Source organism: Rhizobium sp. P32RR-XVIII, from assembly GCF_012641395.1.
GTDB lineage: Bacteria > Pseudomonadota > Alphaproteobacteria > Rhizobiales > Rhizobiaceae > Rhizobium.
The window spans coordinates 145581-163098 of the sequence record NZ_JABAIH010000005.1; the positions used below are offsets into that span (position 1 = coordinate 145581).

Here is a 17518-nt window from a genome sequence, read left to right on the forward strand (position 1 = left end):
TGCTCTTCCGTTAGGTAGTTCCTATATTTAACATTAGTAAGTCATGATAAGTCTTTATTTGGATTACAAAAGTTTAATTTAAATTTCAGATTCGGTTCATCTTTCCGGACGTAATTTCGGGGCGTGTTCAACACGAGGAAACCCCAATGAAAAAGTTCTTCGCCGCTCTTCTCTCCGCCTCCTTCTTGCTGTCGCCGATCGTTGCTTCGGAAGCCAGCGCCAACGACAATCGCCGCCCTGTGATCGTCCATAAGGACGTTCATAAGGACGTCCACAAGACGGTCGTGGTCAAGAAGTACCGTTGGGCGAAAGGGCACCGCACGACTGCCGCTGAACGCCGTCATATGGCGGAGGTCCGCGATTATCGCCGCTATCGCCTGTCCGCTCCGCCGCGCGGTTATCACTGGGTAAAGGCCGACAACGACTTCCTGCTCGTCGGCGTCGCCACCGGCATCATCACGAGCATCATCGCCGCCCAGTAAGGGTGCCGATACCGGCTGATCAGATAAGGGGCGGCATGATTGCCGCCCCTTTTTATTTCCGAACTAAAGTCGTGAGTGCCACCTACCGACAGAGGTCAGGATTGCGCCAGAAGCCGGCCTCACGCCTCTGTCGCGGGTGGGGTGGCACCGACAACGCTTCGCTAGCGCCGCTCTCGTTAAAGGCGCTTTTCGAAGAACGTGTCCGGGTATGGGTCATCATTGAAGCGGTCGATCTCATTCCAGCCGGTTCCTCGATAAAGCTGCGTTGCCTCGGGCAGCGCACTATTCGTATCCAGACGGAGGACCTCAATGGATAGTTCACGGGCGATGTTCTCGGCGGCGGTCATAAGGCGTTTTGCGAGCCCAAGCCCACGCGCAGATGGAGCGACCCAGAGTCTTTTGATCTCCGCGACCTCGCCATCACTGCCCTTCAACCCGACACAGCCGATCGGCAGGCCATCTGATATGGCCACCAGGAACGCACCGCGCGGACGGATCATATCCTCGGCGTCGGGATCGCGAGAAAGCGATACATCGAACCCCTTCTCGAAGCGGCGTGCAAGTTCTGCATAGTATTCGTTCAGGCAATACCCGGCGTCCTCGTGCCGAGGGTCCTTCTCCTCAAGCGCGATTTGGTCACGTCTAAGCGAGGAAGCGACAATATCCATGGCGCGCAGCAGCTCTTCAGGGCGGCAATGACGCGCCAGAAATGCTTTCGCCTGCGCGTTGGAAAGCGCTTCATAAGCCTGAAACTCGGAACGGCCGGCTTCGGTCAATCTGGCAACGCGGCGGCGGGCATCCTGAGGATTCGGCACCGTCTCGATGAGGCCCTCTTCTTCCAGACTGCGCAGCAGACGACTCATCAAGCCCGAGTCAAGACCGAGATAATCGCGGATCACCGCAACATCCGATTGCCCCTGGCCGATCGAATTGAGGACGCGAGCTGCGCCCAGCGGACGGCCGCGTCCGAGGAAGGAAGTATCGAGAGCGCCGACTTCGGAGGTGACGGCACGGTTGAAGCGACGAACACGAGAGACAGGATCATAAATCATATTATCTGACTTAGGTCAGATATTTGATCCTGTCAATCAAAGCGCTCGAAGAGCACGCGTTCCTGACCGGTTAGAGGCTTTTGCCACGGCTCCTTCGGGCCGCAAGCTGCCCGAGGTGACATTGCCACCTTATGACGCTTCTCTCTGCTCAGGCTCGCTTTCGCAGTTCCGTTCGCCCGCGATGTAACGCCGCTCAGCTCTCGCGCGAGAGGCAATCCTTCATGCTGTTGGCAATGCCGCGCATCAGCGTGAAGTAAAGATCGGGACCGGCCTTTAGTGTTGCGGCTTCCGGATCGAGAACGCCGGCCTTCGCTTTCGTGCCTTCAATGACGACATCGACGAGACGCGGCTCGAATTGCGGTTCGGCGAAGACGCAGGTGGCGCCGAGGTCGGCGACCTTCTTGTGAATCTCCGACACGCGCTCGGCGCCGGGGATGGTCTCCGGGCTTACCGTGATGGAGCCGGCAACGCGGACCGCATAGCGGTGCTCGAAATATTGGTAGGCGTCATGGAAGACGATGAAAGGCTTGTCCTTCACCGGCGCGACGATGCCGCTGATTTCCGCGTTCAGAGCGTCGAGCTTGTCGTCGAGTGCCTTGGCATTGGCCTGGTAGGTCAGGGCGTTGGCGGGATCGGCGGCAACCAGTGTGGTGGTGATCTCTTCAGCCATCGCCTTGGCATTCATCGGGTCGAGCCACAGATGCGTGTCGAATTCGCCATGATCGTGATCGTGATCGCCTCCCACATGCTTGTCATGATCGTGCCCAGCCTCCGCCTCGTCGCCATCATCGTGCGGCTCGAAGGCGCCTCCTTCCCTGAACTTCAGCTTCACGAGGCCCGGCGCATTCTCCAGTTCGGCAATGCTTGCGTTGGCGCCGAGCGATTCCAGTGGTTTTTCGAGAAATGCCTCGAGGCCAGGCCCCACCCAGAAGATCACCTTGGCATCCTGCAGGATCCGGGCATTCGAGGGCTTTAGATTGTAGGTATGCGGGGAGGCCGCGCCATCGACGATCAGCTCCGGCGTGCCGACGCCCTCCATGATCGCTGAAACCAGCGAATGGATCGGTTTGACCGACGTCACGACCACCGGCGCATCGGCTGCCCGGGATGCCCCGGCCATCAGCAGCGCGGGGATCGCGAGGAAAAGGCTCCTGGCCAGTTTCATGTTCATGCTCCGGTTGAATTACGGCTGTAATGTTATTACATCAATTGCGTAATGCTATAACGTGTGCGATAGCAGGAAGCAACCGCAGTCTCGGAAAATATGATGTTATTTCGCGCAACCTCTGCCTCGAAGCCGCTGGTTTCCCTCAGCAATGTCGGCGTCCGGCGCGGCGGTCGCTGGCTTGTTCGCGGCGTGGATTTCTCCGTCGCGCGCGGAGAGATCGTCACCCTGATCGGTCCGAACGGATCCGGAAAGTCGACCAGCGCCAAGGCCGCAATCGGCGTCTTGAAGCCCGATGAGGGCACGGTGGAACGGGTAAGCGGCCTCAGGGTCGGCTACGTGCCGCAGAAGCTTGTCATCGACTGGACGATGCCGCTCACCGTTCGCCGTCTCATGACGCTCACCGGCCCGCTGCCGGAGGGTGATATGATTGCCGCGCTCGAAGCGGCTGGCATCGCCCATATGCTGAATGCCGAGGTGCAGCACCTTTCCGGCGGTGAGTTCCAGCGGGCGCTGATGGCCCGCGCCATTGCCCGCAAGCCCGATCTGCTTGTGCTCGATGAGCCTGTTCAGGGCGTCGATTTCTCCGGCGAGATTGCTCTCTACGACCTCATCAAGCAGATCCGCAACTCCTCCGGCTGCGGCATCCTGTTGATCTCCCATGACCTCCACGTCGTCATGGCCGAGACCGACACTGTCATCTGCCTCAACGGCCATGTCTGCTGCCGCGGTACGCCCGAGACGGTGAGCCAGAGCCCGGAATATGTGCGGCTCTTTGGCAGCCGCGCGGCAAAAACGCTCGCCGTCTACAGTCACCATCACGACCACACCCACCTGCCGGGCGGCCGCGTCTTGCATTCGGACGGTTCGGTGACCGAACACTGCCATCCCGGCGACGGTCACCATCACGATCACGACCATTCGGACCATGATCACGATCACCACGGCCATCATGCGGGAGAGCGCCATGCTTGACGATTTCTTCGTCCGCGCCATCCTCGCCGGTGTCGGGCTGGCGCTCACCACCGGGCCGCTGGGCTGCTTCATCATCTGGCGGCGCATGGCCTATTTCGGCGATACGATCGCCCATTCGGCGCTACTCGGCGTCGCGCTGTCGCTACTGTTCCAGTTCAATCTGACGCTTGCAGTCTTCGGTGTCGCGGCGACGGTCTCGATCCTGCTGCTCTTCCTGCAGAAACGTCAGGCACTGTCGGCAGACGCGCTGCTCGGCATCCTGTCTCACGCGACGCTCGCCATCGGCCTCGTCATGGTCGCCTTCATGAGCTGGGTGCGTATCGACCTCATCGCCTTCCTCTTCGGCGACATTCTTGCCGTCTCGAAGACCGATATCGCGCTGATCTGGGGCGGCGGGCTCATCATTGTCGCCGCCGTCGCATGGCTGTGGCGGCCGTTGCTTGCCTCGACCGTCAATCCGGAACTCGCGGAGGCCGAAGGGCTGCAGCCGGAGCGGGCGCGGCTCTTCTTCATGCTGCTGATGGCCGTTGTCATCGCCATCGCCATGAAGATCGTCGGCATCATGCTGATCACCTCGCTGTTGATCATTCCGGCTGCTGCGGCCCGCCGGTTCTCTCCGACGCCCGAGGTCATGGCGGTTCTCGCGTCGCTGATCGGCGCGGTCGCGGTCGTCGGCGGCCTGTTCGGCTCACTCACCTACGACACGCCGTCCGGCCCGTCGATCGTGGTCGCAGCACTCATATTGTTCATCCTCAGCCTGCTGCCGCGGCTGAGGCGCAAGGAAGCGCAAGGACACGGATCATGAACGCACCGCAACTGACCAAGAACCAGGCGCTGGTCTTCGACGTGCTTGCAAAGGCCGACGGCCCACTCAGCGCCTATACGATCCTCGACAAATTGCGCGACTACGGCTTTCGCGCGCCGCTGCAGGTCTATCGCGCGCTCGACAAGCTACTCGAATACGGCGTGGTGCATCGGCTGGAGAGCATCAACTCCTTCGTCGCCTGCGCCCATCCCAACGAGAACTGCCACAGCCACGGCACCGTTGCCTTCGCCATCTGCGAAAGCTGCGGTCATGTCATTGAGTTCCACGACCACGAAGTCGATCACCGCTTGGCGAACTGGACGCGCGGCAAGAAATTCAAGGCTGAGAAGACCACGATCGAGATCCGCGGCCTCTGCGAGACCTGCGCTGCTTAGTGTCATTCTTGAGAAAGCGGTTTTCTGTCCGCAACAACAGGCTAGTCGATCCGCTTGAGGTCGCGGGCGAAGCGTTGCCAGTTAGCGACATATTTCTCCGCCGAGCGCCGCAACCCCTCGATTGCTTTTTCGTCGAGCGTCCGCAGCACGCGGGCGGGCGAGCCGACGATCAGCGATCCGTCGGGGAACTCCTTGCCTTCCGTCACCAGGGCATTGGCACCCACAAGGCAATTATTGCCGATCTTGGCACCGTTCAAAATCGTCGCCCCCATGCCGATCAGCGAGTTGTCGCCGATCGTGCAGCCGTGGATGATCGCGTGATGGCCGATGGTGCAGCCTTCGCCGATCGTCACCGGAAAACCCGGATCGGTGTGCAGCATGGCGCCTTCTTGGATGTTCGTATTCCTGCCGACGCTCACCGGTTCATTATCGCCGCGAAGCACGGCACCGAACCAGATGCCGACGGCCTCGCCAAGCTCCGTTTTGCCTATCACATGCGCATCCGGCGCGATCCAGTAGAGCCCGCGCGCCGGCAGTTTTGGCGACAATCCTCCAAGCGCGTAGATAGGCATGGCAACCTCCTCAGGCGACCGCTACGGACAGCGTCGCGATTCCGTCGATGCCGCATTCGACGCGATCGCCTTTCTTGACGGCGCCGACACCTGCCGGCGTGCCGGTCATGATGACATCGCCCGGCGCCAGGATGAAGAGCTTGGAAAGCTCGGCGATGATTTCCGGCACCTTCCAGATCATCTGATTGAGATTGCCGTCCTGGACGCGCTTGCCGTTGTGGTCGAGCCAGATGCGGCCTGCATCCGGATGGCCAAGGCGGCTTGTGGGCACGATGGCCGAAACCGGCGCCGAATATTCGAAGGCCTTAGCGACCTCCCACGGGCGGCCGAGTTTTTTTGCCTCGGCTTGCAGGTCGCGGCGGGTAAAATCGATGCCGACGGCATAGCCGTAGATGCAGTCGAGCGCCCTATCGACAGGAATATCCTGGCCGCCGGACTTCAGTGCCAGCACGCATTCGGCCTCGTAATGCACGTCGTTCGAAAGCGGCGGATAGGGAAAGGGCTTGCCGGGTGGCAGCAGGTTATCGGCGTTTTTCTGGAAGAAAAAAGGCGGCTCGCGGCTCGGATCGTGGCCCATCTCGATGGCGTGATCAGCATAGTTGCGTCCGACGCAATAGACCCTGCGCACCGGGAAGAGGTCGCTGCTGCCTTCGATCGGAAGCAGAACAGGCTGAGGAAGAGGGATGACGGTGGCGGGGCTTGCAGACATCGGACGGCTCTTGCTGTTATTTGAGTCCCGCGATCTTAAACGGAAAATCGCAAGCGGGGGAAGCGCTCCCGGCGATTATCCCTCATAACCCGAAATCTCGGCCTGAACGATCATGTAATAGGCAGCAAGTTCGGAGATCATCTTCGGCAATGCTTCGAAGGCGGGATCGTCCGGAGCAAGTTTCCCGGCATATTTCGCCTCGACGAAAGCCTGATGCGCGGAAAGGGCGGCAGCATCGGCATGGTGCAAGACCGTGAAGATTGGCGCGGGCACGGTCTTGCCCTTGACGACCACACGGTCCAGCTCGGCGATCATGTATTTGCCGGCCACGTCTTTTGCGGTCTGCTCGCCGAGAAGCAAGGCAACCCCGTAGTTCTTCGAGGCGCCTTCCAGCCGCGAGGCCAGATTGACCGAATCCCCGAGGCAGGAATAGTCGAACCGCCTGTTCGAGCCCATGTTGCCGACGACGCATTCGCCGGTGTTGATGCCGACGCCCATCTTCAGCGTATGCGGCGACCCGCCGCTTGCCGCCGCCTCCGCCTCGAGCTGCTTGTTGAGAGCCACGATCGCCTCCTGCATCGCAAGCGCGGCCGCCACGGCATGCAGTGCATGGTCCGGGTCGTCGAGCGGTGCGTTCCAGAAGGCCATGATGCAGTCGCCCATATATTTGTCGATCGTCCCGCCGTGGTCCATCACGACGTCGGAGAGCGGCGTCAGCAGGCGGTTGATCAGGCCGGTCAATTGCTCCGGATCGTCCTTCAGCGTTTCGGCGATGGTCGTGAAGCCGCGCACGTCGGAAAACAGGACCGAAAGCGTGCGCCGCTCGCCGCCGAGCTTCAGTTGTGACGGATCCTCGGAAAGCCGTTTGACGAGATCAGGGGAGATATACTGCGAGAAGGCGCGGGTGATCTGCCTTTTGGTGCGACGCTCTTCGGCAAAGTCGAAAGCGGCTTGACCGAACGCTACAGAGAGATAGGCAACGCTCGGTCCGAGCGGCGATACGAAGATGTGACCGAAGCGGATGCCGACATAGCTCAGCGCCGCGAAGACGCCGATGGCGACCGCTGCGGCGGCCAGCGTCCGCCATCCTGTCGAGCGCCAGACCGTCAATGCCGCAAGTACGGCGGCAACAAGGATGGCGGATGCGACAAGAGGCAGCCCGGCCTCGTCGATTGAAAGGCCATGTACGATGTTGTCGTAGATCGTCGCCTGGATCTCGACGCCGGCGACCAGCTTGCCGGTATGTACCGTATAGGGCGTCGCAAAGGCATCCGCGCCGCCCTTGTCGATTTCCGGCGCGTTCTGAAGGCTTAGTCCCACCAGCACGATACGGTCCCTGAAGTAATTCTCCGGCAGGAAATTCTCGGGATCGAGCGCCTGATAATAGGATACCGTCGGGTAGCTCCGCGCCGGTCCGAAGGACTGTATGAGAGCGTCGGCAGGGAGGTTGCCGGTGGCTTTGCCGGCTGCCTGCGCCAGGGTAATGGCAAAGCCATCGGGATAAGGCGGGATATTGCGGAAGACGCCATCGCCGCCGAGGGTGATCGAGGCGATGCCGGTTCTCGCACCCGCTTTGGTCAGCTGCGGCAATGGCGTGGCGCGAACCAGCTGGTCGGCCTGCGGTGTCTGGATCAACGTCTCGTCGCCGGCAAGCACGACATCCGGCCCGACGGCCGCCGTAATTGCCGCATCGTTTTCCGGCGAGGACGGCTCGGCCATGATGATGTCGAGCCCGATCGCCTTGGCGCCGGCGGCGCGCAACTGCTTGACCAACCGCGCATGCAGGCTGCGCGGCCAGGGCCACTGCGCATTGATCTCCGCAAGCGACGGCTCGTCAATCGCTACGATCACCGGCGCATCCGCAGGCGGCAGCGGATCATCTGCCGTCGAAAGATAGTCGAAGCTCCGCAGTTCCAGCAGTGTCCAGGCGGGCAGTCGCGAAAGCAGCGAGATGGTGATGAGCGTCACAAGCACCAGCACCGCCAGTCGCACCGGCCGGCTGCTGAACGGCCAGCCGGGTTGGCGTAACCGATGCCCGGATTCCGCCGGCGCGATCATCAGAAGCGGACTTTGAGGCTGGCCTTGACCGCGCGCCCCCAGCCCGGGACACCCGGTGCCACCTCGAAATCGTCGTCGAGAAGGTTGAAGGCGGCGGCCTCGAGGGCGAAACGCTTGTCGAGCGGCTCCCAGATGAGATTGGCGTCGAGCGTCCAGTAGTCGTCGAGGCGGACACTATCCAATAATGGGTCGATGCCGTCGCGCTCACCGATATAGTTTGCCGCCAAGGTAGCCTTGACATTGGCTTCGTTCACCCAGGTGACCGCCAACTGTCCCGATTTCTCCGGCACGTAGGGGAGTGATCCTCCGAATGTCGGGCTGGTGGGATCGTTGTCCTTCGAATCGGCATAGGCGACTGTTGCCGACACCCCGAACCCGTGGCCCAAGGCAATGTTGGTGGTCGCGCTCACGCGATCGATGCGGCCGTCGTCAATATTGGTGCCGGTACTGAAGGCGAAGGGGAATATGAAAGGCGCACCTGTCGGATAGGCCAGGTTGAGATCGCGAATTTCCTGATGCTGGTAGTCGACAGTCGTAAACAGATAGTCTGTCCATTGTGCATCCCATTGCAGGGCGATCGTGTCCGTGTAGCCGTCGATACCGATAAACGGCACGTTGGATTGCAGGCCGAGGATTCCGATAGGCGAAAGCGTGGGCGAGCCGAAGTCGAAGCTCTGGCGCAGGAATGCGGCGCGCAACCATTGGCCATCGGCCGGCGCCCAGGCCACGCCGATGCGCGGCTCCAGCCAGCTAGAGTCAACCGTCTCTCCATCCATGAGAGTGCCAAAAAGGGCATATTCCGCCTTGAGATCAGGTCTTATTTCGTGAAGTAGGTCGACGTAAGCCCTTCCGATGCCGATTTCTTCATCGACTGCGTTTGTGAGCGGAATGCCAGCGAACTCGTCTGTTGCCTTCACATCGACAAAACCGCCTTCAACGCCATATCGCCAGGTCAGTTCGTCATCGCCGTACAGGTGATTGATGGCGGCGATGTAGCTTTTTTGCGAAGCACTGGCAATTCTCTCTGCTCCCGGTGGAAAAGTAACCACCTGCGTAAGATCTTGGTCCGCATCCGTATAAAAGGCGGCAGCGTTCAAGACATTGCGGTAGCCAAAGGTATGGCTCCAGCCAAGGCCAGCCGCCGTCGCCTTGGTATCGCTATCGCCGTCTTGCTCAAAGGGCGCCAATGGGATCGCGAGGTCTTGATCGATTTTGGCATCCGCGTGGTTGGCATAGAGCACAAAACGATCATCGGGATTCGGCGTGGCGGTCAGATAGGCGTTGCCCGACAGCGTGCGAATGTCGCCACTGAAGTTGACAGGCCCGAAGAAGCCTCCGGCAAATGACCGGTCTTGGCCTTCCGTTGGAATCTGATCCCATGTGACATTCGCAAAGCCGCTGATGGGGAAAGGCTCGTTGGCGAAGCCTTGAATTTCAGCCTCGCCGATCGGCTTGGTTTCCCCAGCGGAATTGATGAATCCTCCGCCAAGCGAGCCTTCCAGGAAAGGCCGTCTCAGAAGATTGGCCGAACGGGATCGTCCGGATAGCATATGGGGATCCAGCAGCAGCCCTTGCAGCAGCGAGGAGAAGCTGTTCGACGTGAGCTTGTAGAGATCAATCTCGTCGTCGAAAATCTCGGTATTGGCGAACGGTCTGATATTGCCGCGGATCGATTGGTCGACATAGCCGCTGCCGGCGAAGGGATCGAACACCGCATCGCCATAGTAGCGGCCCCAGGCGTTCAGCCCCTGCAGACGGAAGGCGTTGTTCAGCGTCGATCCGGCGTCCTGGTTGGCGCCCAGCGAGCCGTAATGGCCTCCGCGAGCCTTGGACCGACGCAGGAACTCCTGAGCATATCGGATCGCGCCGTCCGCGTCGTAGTCGTCGATGGCGACGGCGGTGCGAAAGTTGGAAATCACTGGGTCGTTCTTGTCGAGCCGATCGGCGTTGTCGAGCGCCTGGTTCGACGGGTCGCGATCGCCATTTTCGTAATGACCGGCAGCGAGCATCAGCTGGGCTTGCGAATAGGCGGGATTGGCGGTCGAGGCGGCCAGCAGATCGTCGATCGCCTTATCCATCTCGCCCGTCTGTAGGTAGTAGCGTCCGCGCGCCAGAAGCGCGATATCGAAGGCCGGGTCGGCGGCAAGGGCAAGGTCGATTTCGCGCTTTGCCTCCTTCATGCGCGACTGGTCGAGATAGAGGATGGCGAGGTTTGCGTGGCCGATCGGGTCGTCGGGATCGAGTTCGATGGACTTCTTGAGCGCGGCTTCGGATTCGCGCGGGGCGCCACGCGCATCCTGCAGCAAGCCGAGGTCGTTCCAGGCCATGGATGAGCCTGGCGCCACCTTGATCGCAGCGTTCAGGTCCTCGAGCGCGTCGTCGAGATTGCCTTCGAAATCCGCGCGCATGCGGGCGCGGGCCTGTAGCGCAGTGGGATCGGTGGGATCGATCGACAGCGAACGATCGATCGCCTCCTTCATTTGAAGGCGATCGTTGATCAGCATCGCCAGCTGCGCCCGCAAGGCAGGCAGGGTCGAATCGTTCGGATACCGCGCCTCAGCCTGCTTCATCGTCTCGATCGCGGCAGGGATGTCCTCCAGGAAACCGGCGGTGTAGGCCTTCATCACCGCGGCGTAGGGGCCGGTGACGTTCGCCGGCGGCTTTTCGGCATGATTCGGATTGCGTAGCGAACGCGAATAGTAAGCGCCATAGGCGGCGATGCTGCGGCGTTCCGGGTCGAGTGCCGGCTGGGCTCGCGAGAACAGTTTGGCGGCCTCGTCGTAACGTTTTTCGGCGCCGGCGATCAGCGCTTCGATCAGGTCGGCGCGGGCTCGCTGGGCGGCCGAAAGCTTCTTGGCGCGGGCTTTCGCCAGCGATTCGAGCGCCTTCTGCCGGCCATCGAGCGAAAGCTGCACTTCGGCAAGCGTCAGCCATTCCTCGGCGCTTCTTGCCGCGGGTACCTTCGCCTCAATGCGGCTGCGCTCACTGCGCATCTTCTGCACGGAGAGGGGCGAGGCCGGCATGAACGTGAAGCCGCTGCGTAGCGTCAGGTAGAACAGCATTTGCTCGCGATCGTCCGGGGTGACGATGACGAGCTTGCGCGGCGCCTGGCCGATGGTGGCGACAGCTCCTTCGCCTTGGGCTACTTCGACGCTGCCGTGCTCGTTTCTCAGCTCGACCCGGCCTTCGAGCACGATCAACGACGTCTGGTCGCCCTTCACCGTCAAGGTCCAGTCGGTGCCGCGGATAGCGGCGGCTGCTGCGGGAGTCTCGACCGTGAGGCCCTGGCCGCCGCGCTGGGCGCGAGCCCACATGGTGCCGGATTGGAGATTGAGGATCGTTTCGCCAGTCGGCGCCATCCTCTTGACCTGCAGCGACGAGTTCCGGCCGAGGCGGACTTGCGTGCGATCGGCGAAAAGGATTGCAAGCTGGCCGGTGGCATTGGTGCGCAGCACGTCGCCGCCCAGAAGATCCTGGTGCAGGTCGACGTTTTGCCAGTTCGACAGGTCGACGAATCGAACTTCCTCGCCGATCTTGCGGTCGATGACAGAGCCAGCTGCAGGCGTCGGACGCCGCACGGGCTCCGGCACCGCCGGAGACGCAACGAAAAATGCCGCCAGACACAACGCCGTAGCGGCGACCGCAGAATTGATAGATTTTCCCCTCATGTATAAAGCGTTTGTCTCTCTGAAGTTGAAAAGTCAAGGAGCGTTGCACGCGTGCTATTGCTTTGCCTGTGAAGTGTAATATCAGGGAAACACTTTGCGGGGGAAAGAACGTGACGGATTTTGAAAGTGCGAGCGAGCTGATGAAGAGTCATGCCTCGACGGATGACATCAGCGCCGAGTATTTCGATCACATCAAGAAGATCAACGATATCTTTTACGACCAAGTGAAGATATCCGACCAGAAAGCGGCCTATATCTTTACATTCATGCTCGCCTTTCTCGTGAGCTCCAGCGAGGTGCGGGGCGTTTTTGCATGGGACAGGTATATGCATGGCACACCGCAAAGCATGCTTTTCTCCGGATTGCTTGCCGGTGCCTCGGTGTTTTCGATCATATCTGCCATCCTGGTGGTGTTGCCGCGCCACGTGAACACGTCGACCTCGCTTTTTTGGGGCGCGTGGAGCAAGCATCGGCCCCGGTTGTGGGACGCGGCTTTGCGCCGGGACGAGCTTTATCTCTTCGACGAATATCTGAACAACGCGGACATCCTCTCAGCGATTGCGCGCAGTAAATACCGTTGCGTGACACTCGCCTTCCGCGGTTTGATGGTGACGGTCATTGCCTACGTGCTGCTGCTTCTGGCAATCTAAGGACGGTAGCTGCCAGCCGCTTCTTCAGGTTGCCGAGGTGAAGTTATGAAAGCCGTTGTCATTCACGCAGCCAAGGATCTCCGGGTCGAAGAGCGACAAGAAGAAGCGCTTGAGCCGGGCCAGGTTGCGATCGCCATCGAAGCCGGCGGGATCTGCGGTTCCGACCTGCACTACTATAATCATGGCGGGTTTGGCGCTATCCGTATCCGCGAACCGATGATCCTCGGCCATGAGGTCGCCGGTACGATCAAAGCGGTCGGCGAAGGTGTATCCCGCCTCGCAGCCGGTGACCGGGTCGCCATCTCGCCGAGCAGGCCGTGCGGCAGCTGCGAATACTGCCTCAAGGGGCAACAGAATCACTGCCTGAACATGCGTTTCTACGGCAGTGCCATGCCGATGCCGCACATTCAGGGGGCATTCCGTCAGCGCCTGGTTGCCGAGGAATGGCAATGCCATAAGGTTGCCGAGGGCATATCGATCAACGAGGCCGCTCTGGCCGAACCCTTCGCCGTGACGCTCCACGCCGTCGCCCGTGCCGGGTCGCTTCTTGGCAAGCGTGTTCTGGTCAGCGGCTGCGGACCGATCGGCGCGCTTGCGATCATAGCCGCGAGGGCGCATGGTGCCCGCGAAATCATTGCCAGCGACGTGATGGACGCCGTGCTCAAGAAGGCATTGTCGATCGGCGCCGACCGCGCGATCAATGTCGCCGATGATCCGCAGGCGCTCGACGCCTATTCGACAAACAAGGGCTATTTCGACGTGCAGTTCGAGGCATCAGGCAACGAAAGCGCCGTCCGGTCGGGACTGGGAGTCCTGAAGCCGCGTTCGACCCTCGTCCAGCTCGGCCTTGGCGGCGATATCGCCATACCGCAGAATATATTGGTGGCGAAGGAGATCGAAATGAAAGGCACCTTCCGCTTCCATGAGGAGTTCGGCTTGTCTGTCGATCTCATCAATGCGCGGCGGGTTGATCTGAAGCCTCTGTTGACAGGTGTGTTTCCCCTTGACGACGCGGTCGCGGCTTTCGAAGCGGCTGGCGATCGAAGCCGCAACATGAAGGTCCAGCTCGCTTTCTAGGGAATGGGCAGTTCACTTGGGATCGTCCAAGCGCTTCGGGTCCGGCATTTTACGGCTTGTGATCCAGAAGATCTTCGCCATATAGGCGGATGAGCTATTGGTGCCCACGCCAAGTGGCGAAGGCTTTGGAAGCAGGGAAGAAAAGAATCGATGATGTACAAGCGCCCTGTTTTTGCCGTGGCACCGATGATCGATTGGACCGACCGCCACTGCCGGTATTTCCATCGACAGATCAGCCGGAGCGCGCTGCTCTATACCGAAATGGTGGTGGCGGATGCGATCATTCACGGGCCACGGGAGAGGCTGCTGTCGTTCGATGCCGAGGAGCACCCGGTGGCCTTGCAGCTTGGCGGATCGGATCCGGCCAAGCTTGCCGAAGCGGTGCGGATCGCCGCGCCCTACGGCTACGACGAAATCAATCTCAACGTCGGTTGCCCTTCCGACCGGGTGCAGTCCGGGACCTTCGGCGCCTGCCTGATGCTGACGCCGGAAGTGGTGGCGGAATGCGTCGCGGCGATGAAGGCCGTCGCCACCGTGCCGGTGACGGTGAAGTGCCGGATCGGGGTGGACGAGCAGGAGCCGGAGGAGGCGCTGCCCGAACTCTTGACACGGGTGCTCGACGCCGGGGCCGATGCGATCTGGATCCATGCCCGCAAGGCCTGGCTGAAGGGCCTGAGCCCGAAGGAGAACCGCGAGATCCCGCCGCTCGACTACGGTATCGTCTACCGCATGAAGGAGCGCTGGCCTGAGGTCTTCATCGGCATCAACGGCGGCATCCAGTCGCTGGACGAGGCTGCGGCGCATCTGGAGCATGTCGACGGGGTGATGCTCGGGCGGGCGGCCTACCAGAATGCCGGTATCCTTGCGGATGCCGATCACCGCTTCTTCGGCGCGCGGGCGGCGGAGCCGGACTGGGAGGGGCTGCGCGAGCGCATGATGGCCTATGCCGCGCGGCATATCGAAAGCGGCGGACGGCTGCAGCACGTGGCGCGGCATATGGTGGGGTTATTTACCGGATTGCCGGGCTCGCGGCGCTACCGGCAGATTCTGTCGACCGATGCGGCCAAGGCAGGCGCTGGGCCGGAGGTGATTGCCGCGGCCTTCGCAGCGGTGGATCTTGCCGGCGCAAGGCAAGCGGAAGCCCTGAGCGCCTAGCATTTCGTCTCGGGTTGCGGCTTTGCGAGCAGCCCCCAAGCAAAAACGGCGCCCCGAGAGGCGCCGTTCGTCAAGCCGATTAGTTGGCCTGGATGTTCACGGCCTTCGGGCCCTTGCCCATGCGGTCCGGCTCGGTGTCGAACGTGACCTGCTGGCCTTCGCGCAGCGACTGGATGCCGGAAGCCTGGAGAGCGGAGATGTGGACGAATACGTCCTTGGCGCCGCCGTCCGGAGTGATGAAACCAAAACCCTTGTCCTGGTTGAAGAATTTTACGACGCCTTTGGTGGCCATGTGGGATAGTCCTTTTCCCTTAGTCTGTCTTTATTATCCACCCCCCCGAGAGGAAGCGGACGGCTTTCGCTTTCGTCCCGTCAGACCGGAACGAAGGGTCAGTCGGAGAAGTCACGTACGGGGAAAGAACGTCTACGCAGGCGGGGTTGATCCCGCGCCGCCTCCCGTCATGGAAGGCTTTACCACATCTGTCCAGTCACCGGCATGCTAATGCCCGAGTGCCGTAGTTGGTGACAGCATTTCGGTCAAAAAGCAAGCGGCAATATTGTGGCACGCCCGCATTCGAGCCAGGAAACGCCAAAGATTCAGTCACTTGACGAGTGGTTACAGTGGCCGGCCGAGGCTGCCCCATTTCCGGATTCCGTGCCGGAATGGCACTGCGCGGCCTGCGCCGCCCGCGCGCCGGCCTGCTCTCGAACCGCCTGGTCCCGGAGGAAGGCGCGGAATTCCGGCACGGCCGCATCGCTTTTCGGCAGCATCCGCGCGACGATCGCCACCGCCGCCCGGACGTTCTGCGGGTCCGCGCCCGCCGCCCGCCGCCGCTCGAACCAATCGCCGAGACCGCCGGGAACGACGCGCAGGCAGAGATGCTCGGCAAGCGCCAGCGCGGCATCGAAGGCGCGGCGCTCGTCCTCGTCGAGCAGCAGGATGCAGAGGAATTCTTCGGTGCGGGGATCGTCGATGGTGCAGCAGCGGTAGCGGCGGCAGGCGCTCACCCGGCAGACGGTGTCGGGGTGCCGCATCGCCTGCGCGGCAAACAGCGTCAGCGCCAGCCGCATGTCGGCGGTGATCTCTGGCAGGGGCAGGCGGCTTGTCCTTAGCCGGGACTTGGGCATGGCATCTCCTTCACGCGGCGCGTTCTCGCCCGTGGTGTGACCTGGAGTTTCCCTCATGGCGCGCGGGCCATGAGGCATCGGACGGGGCGCTCGAAAGAGCCTCATCTGTGTATGTTGTTCGTGGCACCATCGAGCGCCCCGTTCGGCGGTTTTTATCCGCAACTCCGGTCTCTCTGCTCGGATCCCGACACCGCCGGTCCGTCTGTGTGCCCCACAGGCACGCCCGAAATCACCCGACCGGCATTTTCGCCGAACCGCCGTCCCGGAGGGAGACCATTTTCTGCGGACCCCGGAGGCGGGAGCTTACGTCGTTCTCCCGCAACCGGCGCCGGTCCCGTCTCGCCGCGACGCCTCGCGGTGTATCCGTGACGGAACGGGGCGATGATGGCACGGGTTCGGTGGGCGCCGATGAAATGGCGGTGCGGCGATTGATTTTGTTTGGTTTTCGGCGTTTGTTATGCGCGGGATCGCTCCCCCTCACCAACAAAATCTAAGCCTTGGCCGATGGCCAAGGGCAAGATTTTGTATCCTCTCCCCGAGGGGAGAGGAGGGGCGGCTAGGCGCCTTCTCCGCCTCATTCCTGTGCTTGTCACAGGGATCCAGCCATGGGCGTCGGCGCCGTGAATGGCGCATTTGTCTCTTATGAAGAGGTTCTTCCGCGCCCAAGGACTTGGGCGCATTGGACCCCGGATCAAGTCCGGGGTGACGGGAGAGTCGATGGCGGGTGACGAGGGAGTAGGTGACGGTGGTTGGGGCGGGCCGCCCCGCCAATCCACAGGCCTTCCACAATTTTGTCCCGACCGGAGCCGAATATGGCGCGGCCGGGTGCTTCGGGCTTGATGCGCCCGGCGCGAGGCGGTAGGTCACGCGAGGGCGGGCAGGTGAAGGCAGAAGGACAGGTGAGCGGGTTGATCGATCCCTATGTGATGCTCGGAATTGACCGCGACGCAGGCGAGCAGGCGATCAAGAGCGCCTATCGCAAGGCCGCCAAGGGAGCGCATCCGGATTCCGGCGGCGACGTGGAGCATTTCGGCAAGCTGCAGACCGCCTACGAACTCTTGAAGGACCCGGTGCGCCGCCGCGTCTACGACGACACCGGCTACGACCCCGAGCTCGCCGACCCGAAGGACCTCGAAGGCGTGCTGATGCTGGAAAGGCTCGTCAACGACGTCATCCTCGACGAGCGCGAGCCGGGCAGCTTCGATCCGGTCGCCGCCATGCGCCGCAAACTCTCCGACGATATCGTCAAGAACCGCTTCCACATCCTCGAACTGGAGCGTCACCGCAATCGCGTGCGCCAGCACATCGACCGCCTCGGCCGCCGCCCGGAAACCGACGTGCTCGGCTCCATGCTGCGGGCGCGGAGCCAGTCGATCACGGATGCGATCCGCAAGGCGGAAGGCCAGATCGAGGCGATCGAGCATGCGTATACGATGCTGGAGGGGTACAGCTACGAGCTGGAGGCGTTGGTGATGGTGGAGCAGCGGGGCGAGGCTGCGGAGTAGGGGCTGCGGAGTAGGGGGCGCCTTCGCCTTAGTATCTCTGTGCCATAGTTAGACATTAAAAGCCACGACGTTAGAAAAATTTGGTCAAAGGTGTTTTTGCGCAACTTAAGCGCGATCTTTTG

The 17518-nt window shown here is 61.6% G+C and carries 16 protein-coding genes; 8 read left to right on the forward strand and 8 right to left on the reverse strand.

Annotated features, from left to right (window positions below; translation table 11 throughout):
* Positions 1–146: 146 nt before the first annotated feature.
* Positions 147–482 carry an RcnB family protein gene (locus HGP14_RS16630; protein ID WP_168830972.1) on the forward strand — a complete coding sequence of 112 codons (336 nt, stop codon included), beginning with the start codon at positions 147–149 and terminating at the stop codon, positions 480–482.
* A gap of 176 nt (positions 483–658) precedes the next feature.
* On the opposite strand, the gene HGP14_RS16635 is transcribed toward HGP14_RS16630, so the two are convergent.
* Together HGP14_RS16635 and HGP14_RS16640 are read right to left on the reverse strand one after the other, a co-directional pair.
* Positions 659–1534, reverse strand: coding sequence for a helix-turn-helix domain-containing GNAT family N-acetyltransferase (locus tag HGP14_RS16635; RefSeq protein WP_168830973.1), 876 nt, complete (start codon positions 1532–1534; stop codon positions 659–661).
* 193 nt (positions 1535–1727) lie between these two features.
* Positions 1728–2699 (reverse strand): zinc ABC transporter substrate-binding protein, encoded by a 972-nt coding sequence (locus tag HGP14_RS16640; RefSeq protein WP_168830974.1) that lies wholly within the window; start codon positions 2697–2699, stop codon positions 1728–1730.
* A 102-nt stretch (positions 2700–2801) separates the two neighbouring features.
* On the opposite strand from HGP14_RS16640, the gene znuC reads away from it, so the two are divergent.
* The 3 genes from znuC to HGP14_RS16655 are packed head-to-tail and all read left to right on the forward strand — an operon-like array spanning position 2802 to position 4874.
* Positions 2802–3674 (forward strand): zinc ABC transporter ATP-binding protein ZnuC, encoded by an 873-nt coding sequence (znuC, locus tag HGP14_RS16645; protein ID WP_168830975.1) that lies wholly within the window; start codon positions 2802–2804, stop codon positions 3672–3674.
* Positions 3667–4479: a zinc ABC transporter permease subunit ZnuB gene (gene znuB, locus HGP14_RS16650; RefSeq protein ID WP_168830976.1), complete on the forward strand. Its 813-nt coding sequence runs from the start codon at positions 3667–3669 to the stop codon at positions 4477–4479. The genes znuC and znuB overlap by 8 nt, the downstream gene beginning before the upstream one ends.
* Complete coding sequence (locus HGP14_RS16655; RefSeq protein WP_168830977.1) at positions 4476–4874, forward strand: Fur family transcriptional regulator; 399 nt, start codon at positions 4476–4478, stop codon at positions 4872–4874. Before znuB ends, HGP14_RS16655 begins: the two co-directional genes overlap by 4 nt.
* A gap of 41 nt (positions 4875–4915) precedes the next feature.
* Here the strand turns inward: HGP14_RS16655 and HGP14_RS16660 are convergent, their stop codons facing one another.
* The 4 genes from HGP14_RS16660 to HGP14_RS16675 form a co-directional block, all read right to left on the reverse strand.
* Positions 4916–5446: a gamma carbonic anhydrase family protein gene (locus tag HGP14_RS16660; protein WP_168830978.1), complete on the reverse strand. Its 531-nt coding sequence runs from the start codon at positions 5444–5446 to the stop codon at positions 4916–4918.
* Between the two features lie 10 nt (positions 5447–5456).
* Positions 5457–6155, reverse strand: a complete 699-nt coding sequence (locus HGP14_RS16665) for a fumarylacetoacetate hydrolase family protein (RefSeq protein WP_168830979.1) — start codon at positions 6153–6155, stop codon at positions 5457–5459.
* A gap of 75 nt (positions 6156–6230) precedes the next feature.
* Positions 6231–8213, reverse strand: coding sequence for a CHASE2 domain-containing protein (locus HGP14_RS16670; RefSeq protein WP_168830980.1), 1983 nt, complete (start codon positions 8211–8213; stop codon positions 6231–6233).
* On the reverse strand, positions 8213–11881 hold the full coding sequence (locus tag HGP14_RS16675; RefSeq protein ID WP_168830981.1) for a FecR domain-containing protein: 3669 nt from the start codon (positions 11879–11881) through the stop codon (positions 8213–8215). The genes HGP14_RS16670 and HGP14_RS16675 overlap by 1 nt, the downstream gene beginning before the upstream one ends.
* A gap of 110 nt (positions 11882–11991) precedes the next feature.
* Between HGP14_RS16675 and HGP14_RS16680 the strand changes: the two genes are divergently transcribed.
* The 3 genes from HGP14_RS16680 (at position 11992) to dusA (ending at position 14763) form a co-directional block, all read left to right on the forward strand.
* A complete protein-coding gene (locus HGP14_RS16680; RefSeq protein ID WP_168830982.1) occupies positions 11992–12531 on the forward strand; it encodes a Pycsar system effector family protein in 540 nt (179 codons plus the stop codon).
* Between the two features lie 45 nt (positions 12532–12576).
* A complete protein-coding gene (locus HGP14_RS16685) occupies positions 12577–13608 on the forward strand; it encodes an L-idonate 5-dehydrogenase (RefSeq protein ID WP_168830983.1) in 1032 nt (343 codons plus the stop codon).
* Between the two features lie 150 nt (positions 13609–13758).
* Positions 13759–14763, forward strand: coding sequence for a tRNA dihydrouridine(20/20a) synthase DusA (gene dusA / locus HGP14_RS16690; RefSeq protein ID WP_168830984.1), 1005 nt, complete (start codon positions 13759–13761; stop codon positions 14761–14763).
* 79 nt (positions 14764–14842) lie between these two features.
* Here the strand turns inward: dusA and HGP14_RS16695 are convergent, their stop codons facing one another.
* Together HGP14_RS16695 and HGP14_RS16700 are read right to left on the reverse strand one after the other, a co-directional pair.
* Entirely contained in the window at positions 14843–15055 is a 213-nt protein-coding gene (locus HGP14_RS16695) for a cold-shock protein (RefSeq protein ID WP_168830985.1), read from the reverse strand.
* A 305-nt stretch (positions 15056–15360) separates the two neighbouring features.
* Positions 15361–15891 carry a hypothetical protein gene (locus HGP14_RS16700; protein ID WP_168830986.1) on the reverse strand — a complete coding sequence of 177 codons (531 nt, stop codon included), beginning with the start codon at positions 15889–15891 and terminating at the stop codon, positions 15361–15363.
* 926 nt (positions 15892–16817) lie between these two features.
* Here HGP14_RS16700 and HGP14_RS16705 point away from each other — a divergent pair.
* On the forward strand, positions 16818–17396 hold the full coding sequence (locus tag HGP14_RS16705; RefSeq protein ID WP_246704499.1) for a J domain-containing protein: 579 nt from the start codon (positions 16818–16820) through the stop codon (positions 17394–17396).
* Positions 17397–17518: the final 122 nt, after the last annotated feature.

Excerpts from the sequence above, each read along its gene's own strand:
- HGP14_RS16695 (WP_168830985.1), bottom strand. The coding sequence starts at position 15,055 with ATGGCCACCAAAGGCGTCGTAAAATTCTTCAACCAGGACAAGGGTTTT.
- HGP14_RS16665 (WP_168830979.1), bottom strand. The coding sequence starts at position 6,155 with ATGTCTGCAAGCCCCGCCACCGTCATCCCTCTTCCTCAGCCTGTTCTG.
- HGP14_RS16635 (WP_168830973.1), bottom strand. The coding sequence starts at position 1,534 with ATGATTTATGATCCTGTCTCTCGTGTTCGTCGCTTCAACCGTGCCGTC.
- HGP14_RS16660 (WP_168830978.1), bottom strand. The coding sequence starts at position 5,446 with ATGCCTATCTACGCGCTTGGAGGATTGTCGCCAAAACTGCCGGCGCGC.
- HGP14_RS16655 (WP_168830977.1), top strand. The coding sequence starts at position 4,476 with ATGAACGCACCGCAACTGACCAAGAACCAGGCGCTGGTCTTCGACGTG.
- znuB (WP_168830976.1), top strand. The coding sequence starts at position 3,667 with ATGCTTGACGATTTCTTCGTCCGCGCCATCCTCGCCGGTGTCGGGCTG.
- dusA (WP_168830984.1), top strand. The coding sequence starts at position 13,759 with ATGATGTACAAGCGCCCTGTTTTTGCCGTGGCACCGATGATCGATTGG.
- HGP14_RS16685 (WP_168830983.1), top strand. The coding sequence starts at position 12,577 with ATGAAAGCCGTTGTCATTCACGCAGCCAAGGATCTCCGGGTCGAAGAG.
- znuC (WP_168830975.1), top strand. The coding sequence starts at position 2,802 with ATGTTATTTCGCGCAACCTCTGCCTCGAAGCCGCTGGTTTCCCTCAGC.
- HGP14_RS16640 (WP_168830974.1), bottom strand. The coding sequence starts at position 2,699 with ATGAAACTGGCCAGGAGCCTTTTCCTCGCGATCCCCGCGCTGCTGATG.
- HGP14_RS16675 (WP_168830981.1), bottom strand. The coding sequence starts at position 11,881 with ATGAGGGGAAAATCTATCAATTCTGCGGTCGCCGCTACGGCGTTGTGT.
- HGP14_RS16700 (WP_168830986.1), bottom strand. The coding sequence starts at position 15,891 with ATGCCCAAGTCCCGGCTAAGGACAAGCCGCCTGCCCCTGCCAGAGATC.
- HGP14_RS16705 (WP_246704499.1), top strand. The coding sequence starts at position 16,818 with ATGCTCGGAATTGACCGCGACGCAGGCGAGCAGGCGATCAAGAGCGCC.
- HGP14_RS16670 (WP_168830980.1), bottom strand. The coding sequence starts at position 8,213 with ATGATCGCGCCGGCGGAATCCGGGCATCGGTTACGCCAACCCGGCTGG.
- HGP14_RS16630 (WP_168830972.1), top strand. The coding sequence starts at position 147 with ATGAAAAAGTTCTTCGCCGCTCTTCTCTCCGCCTCCTTCTTGCTGTCG.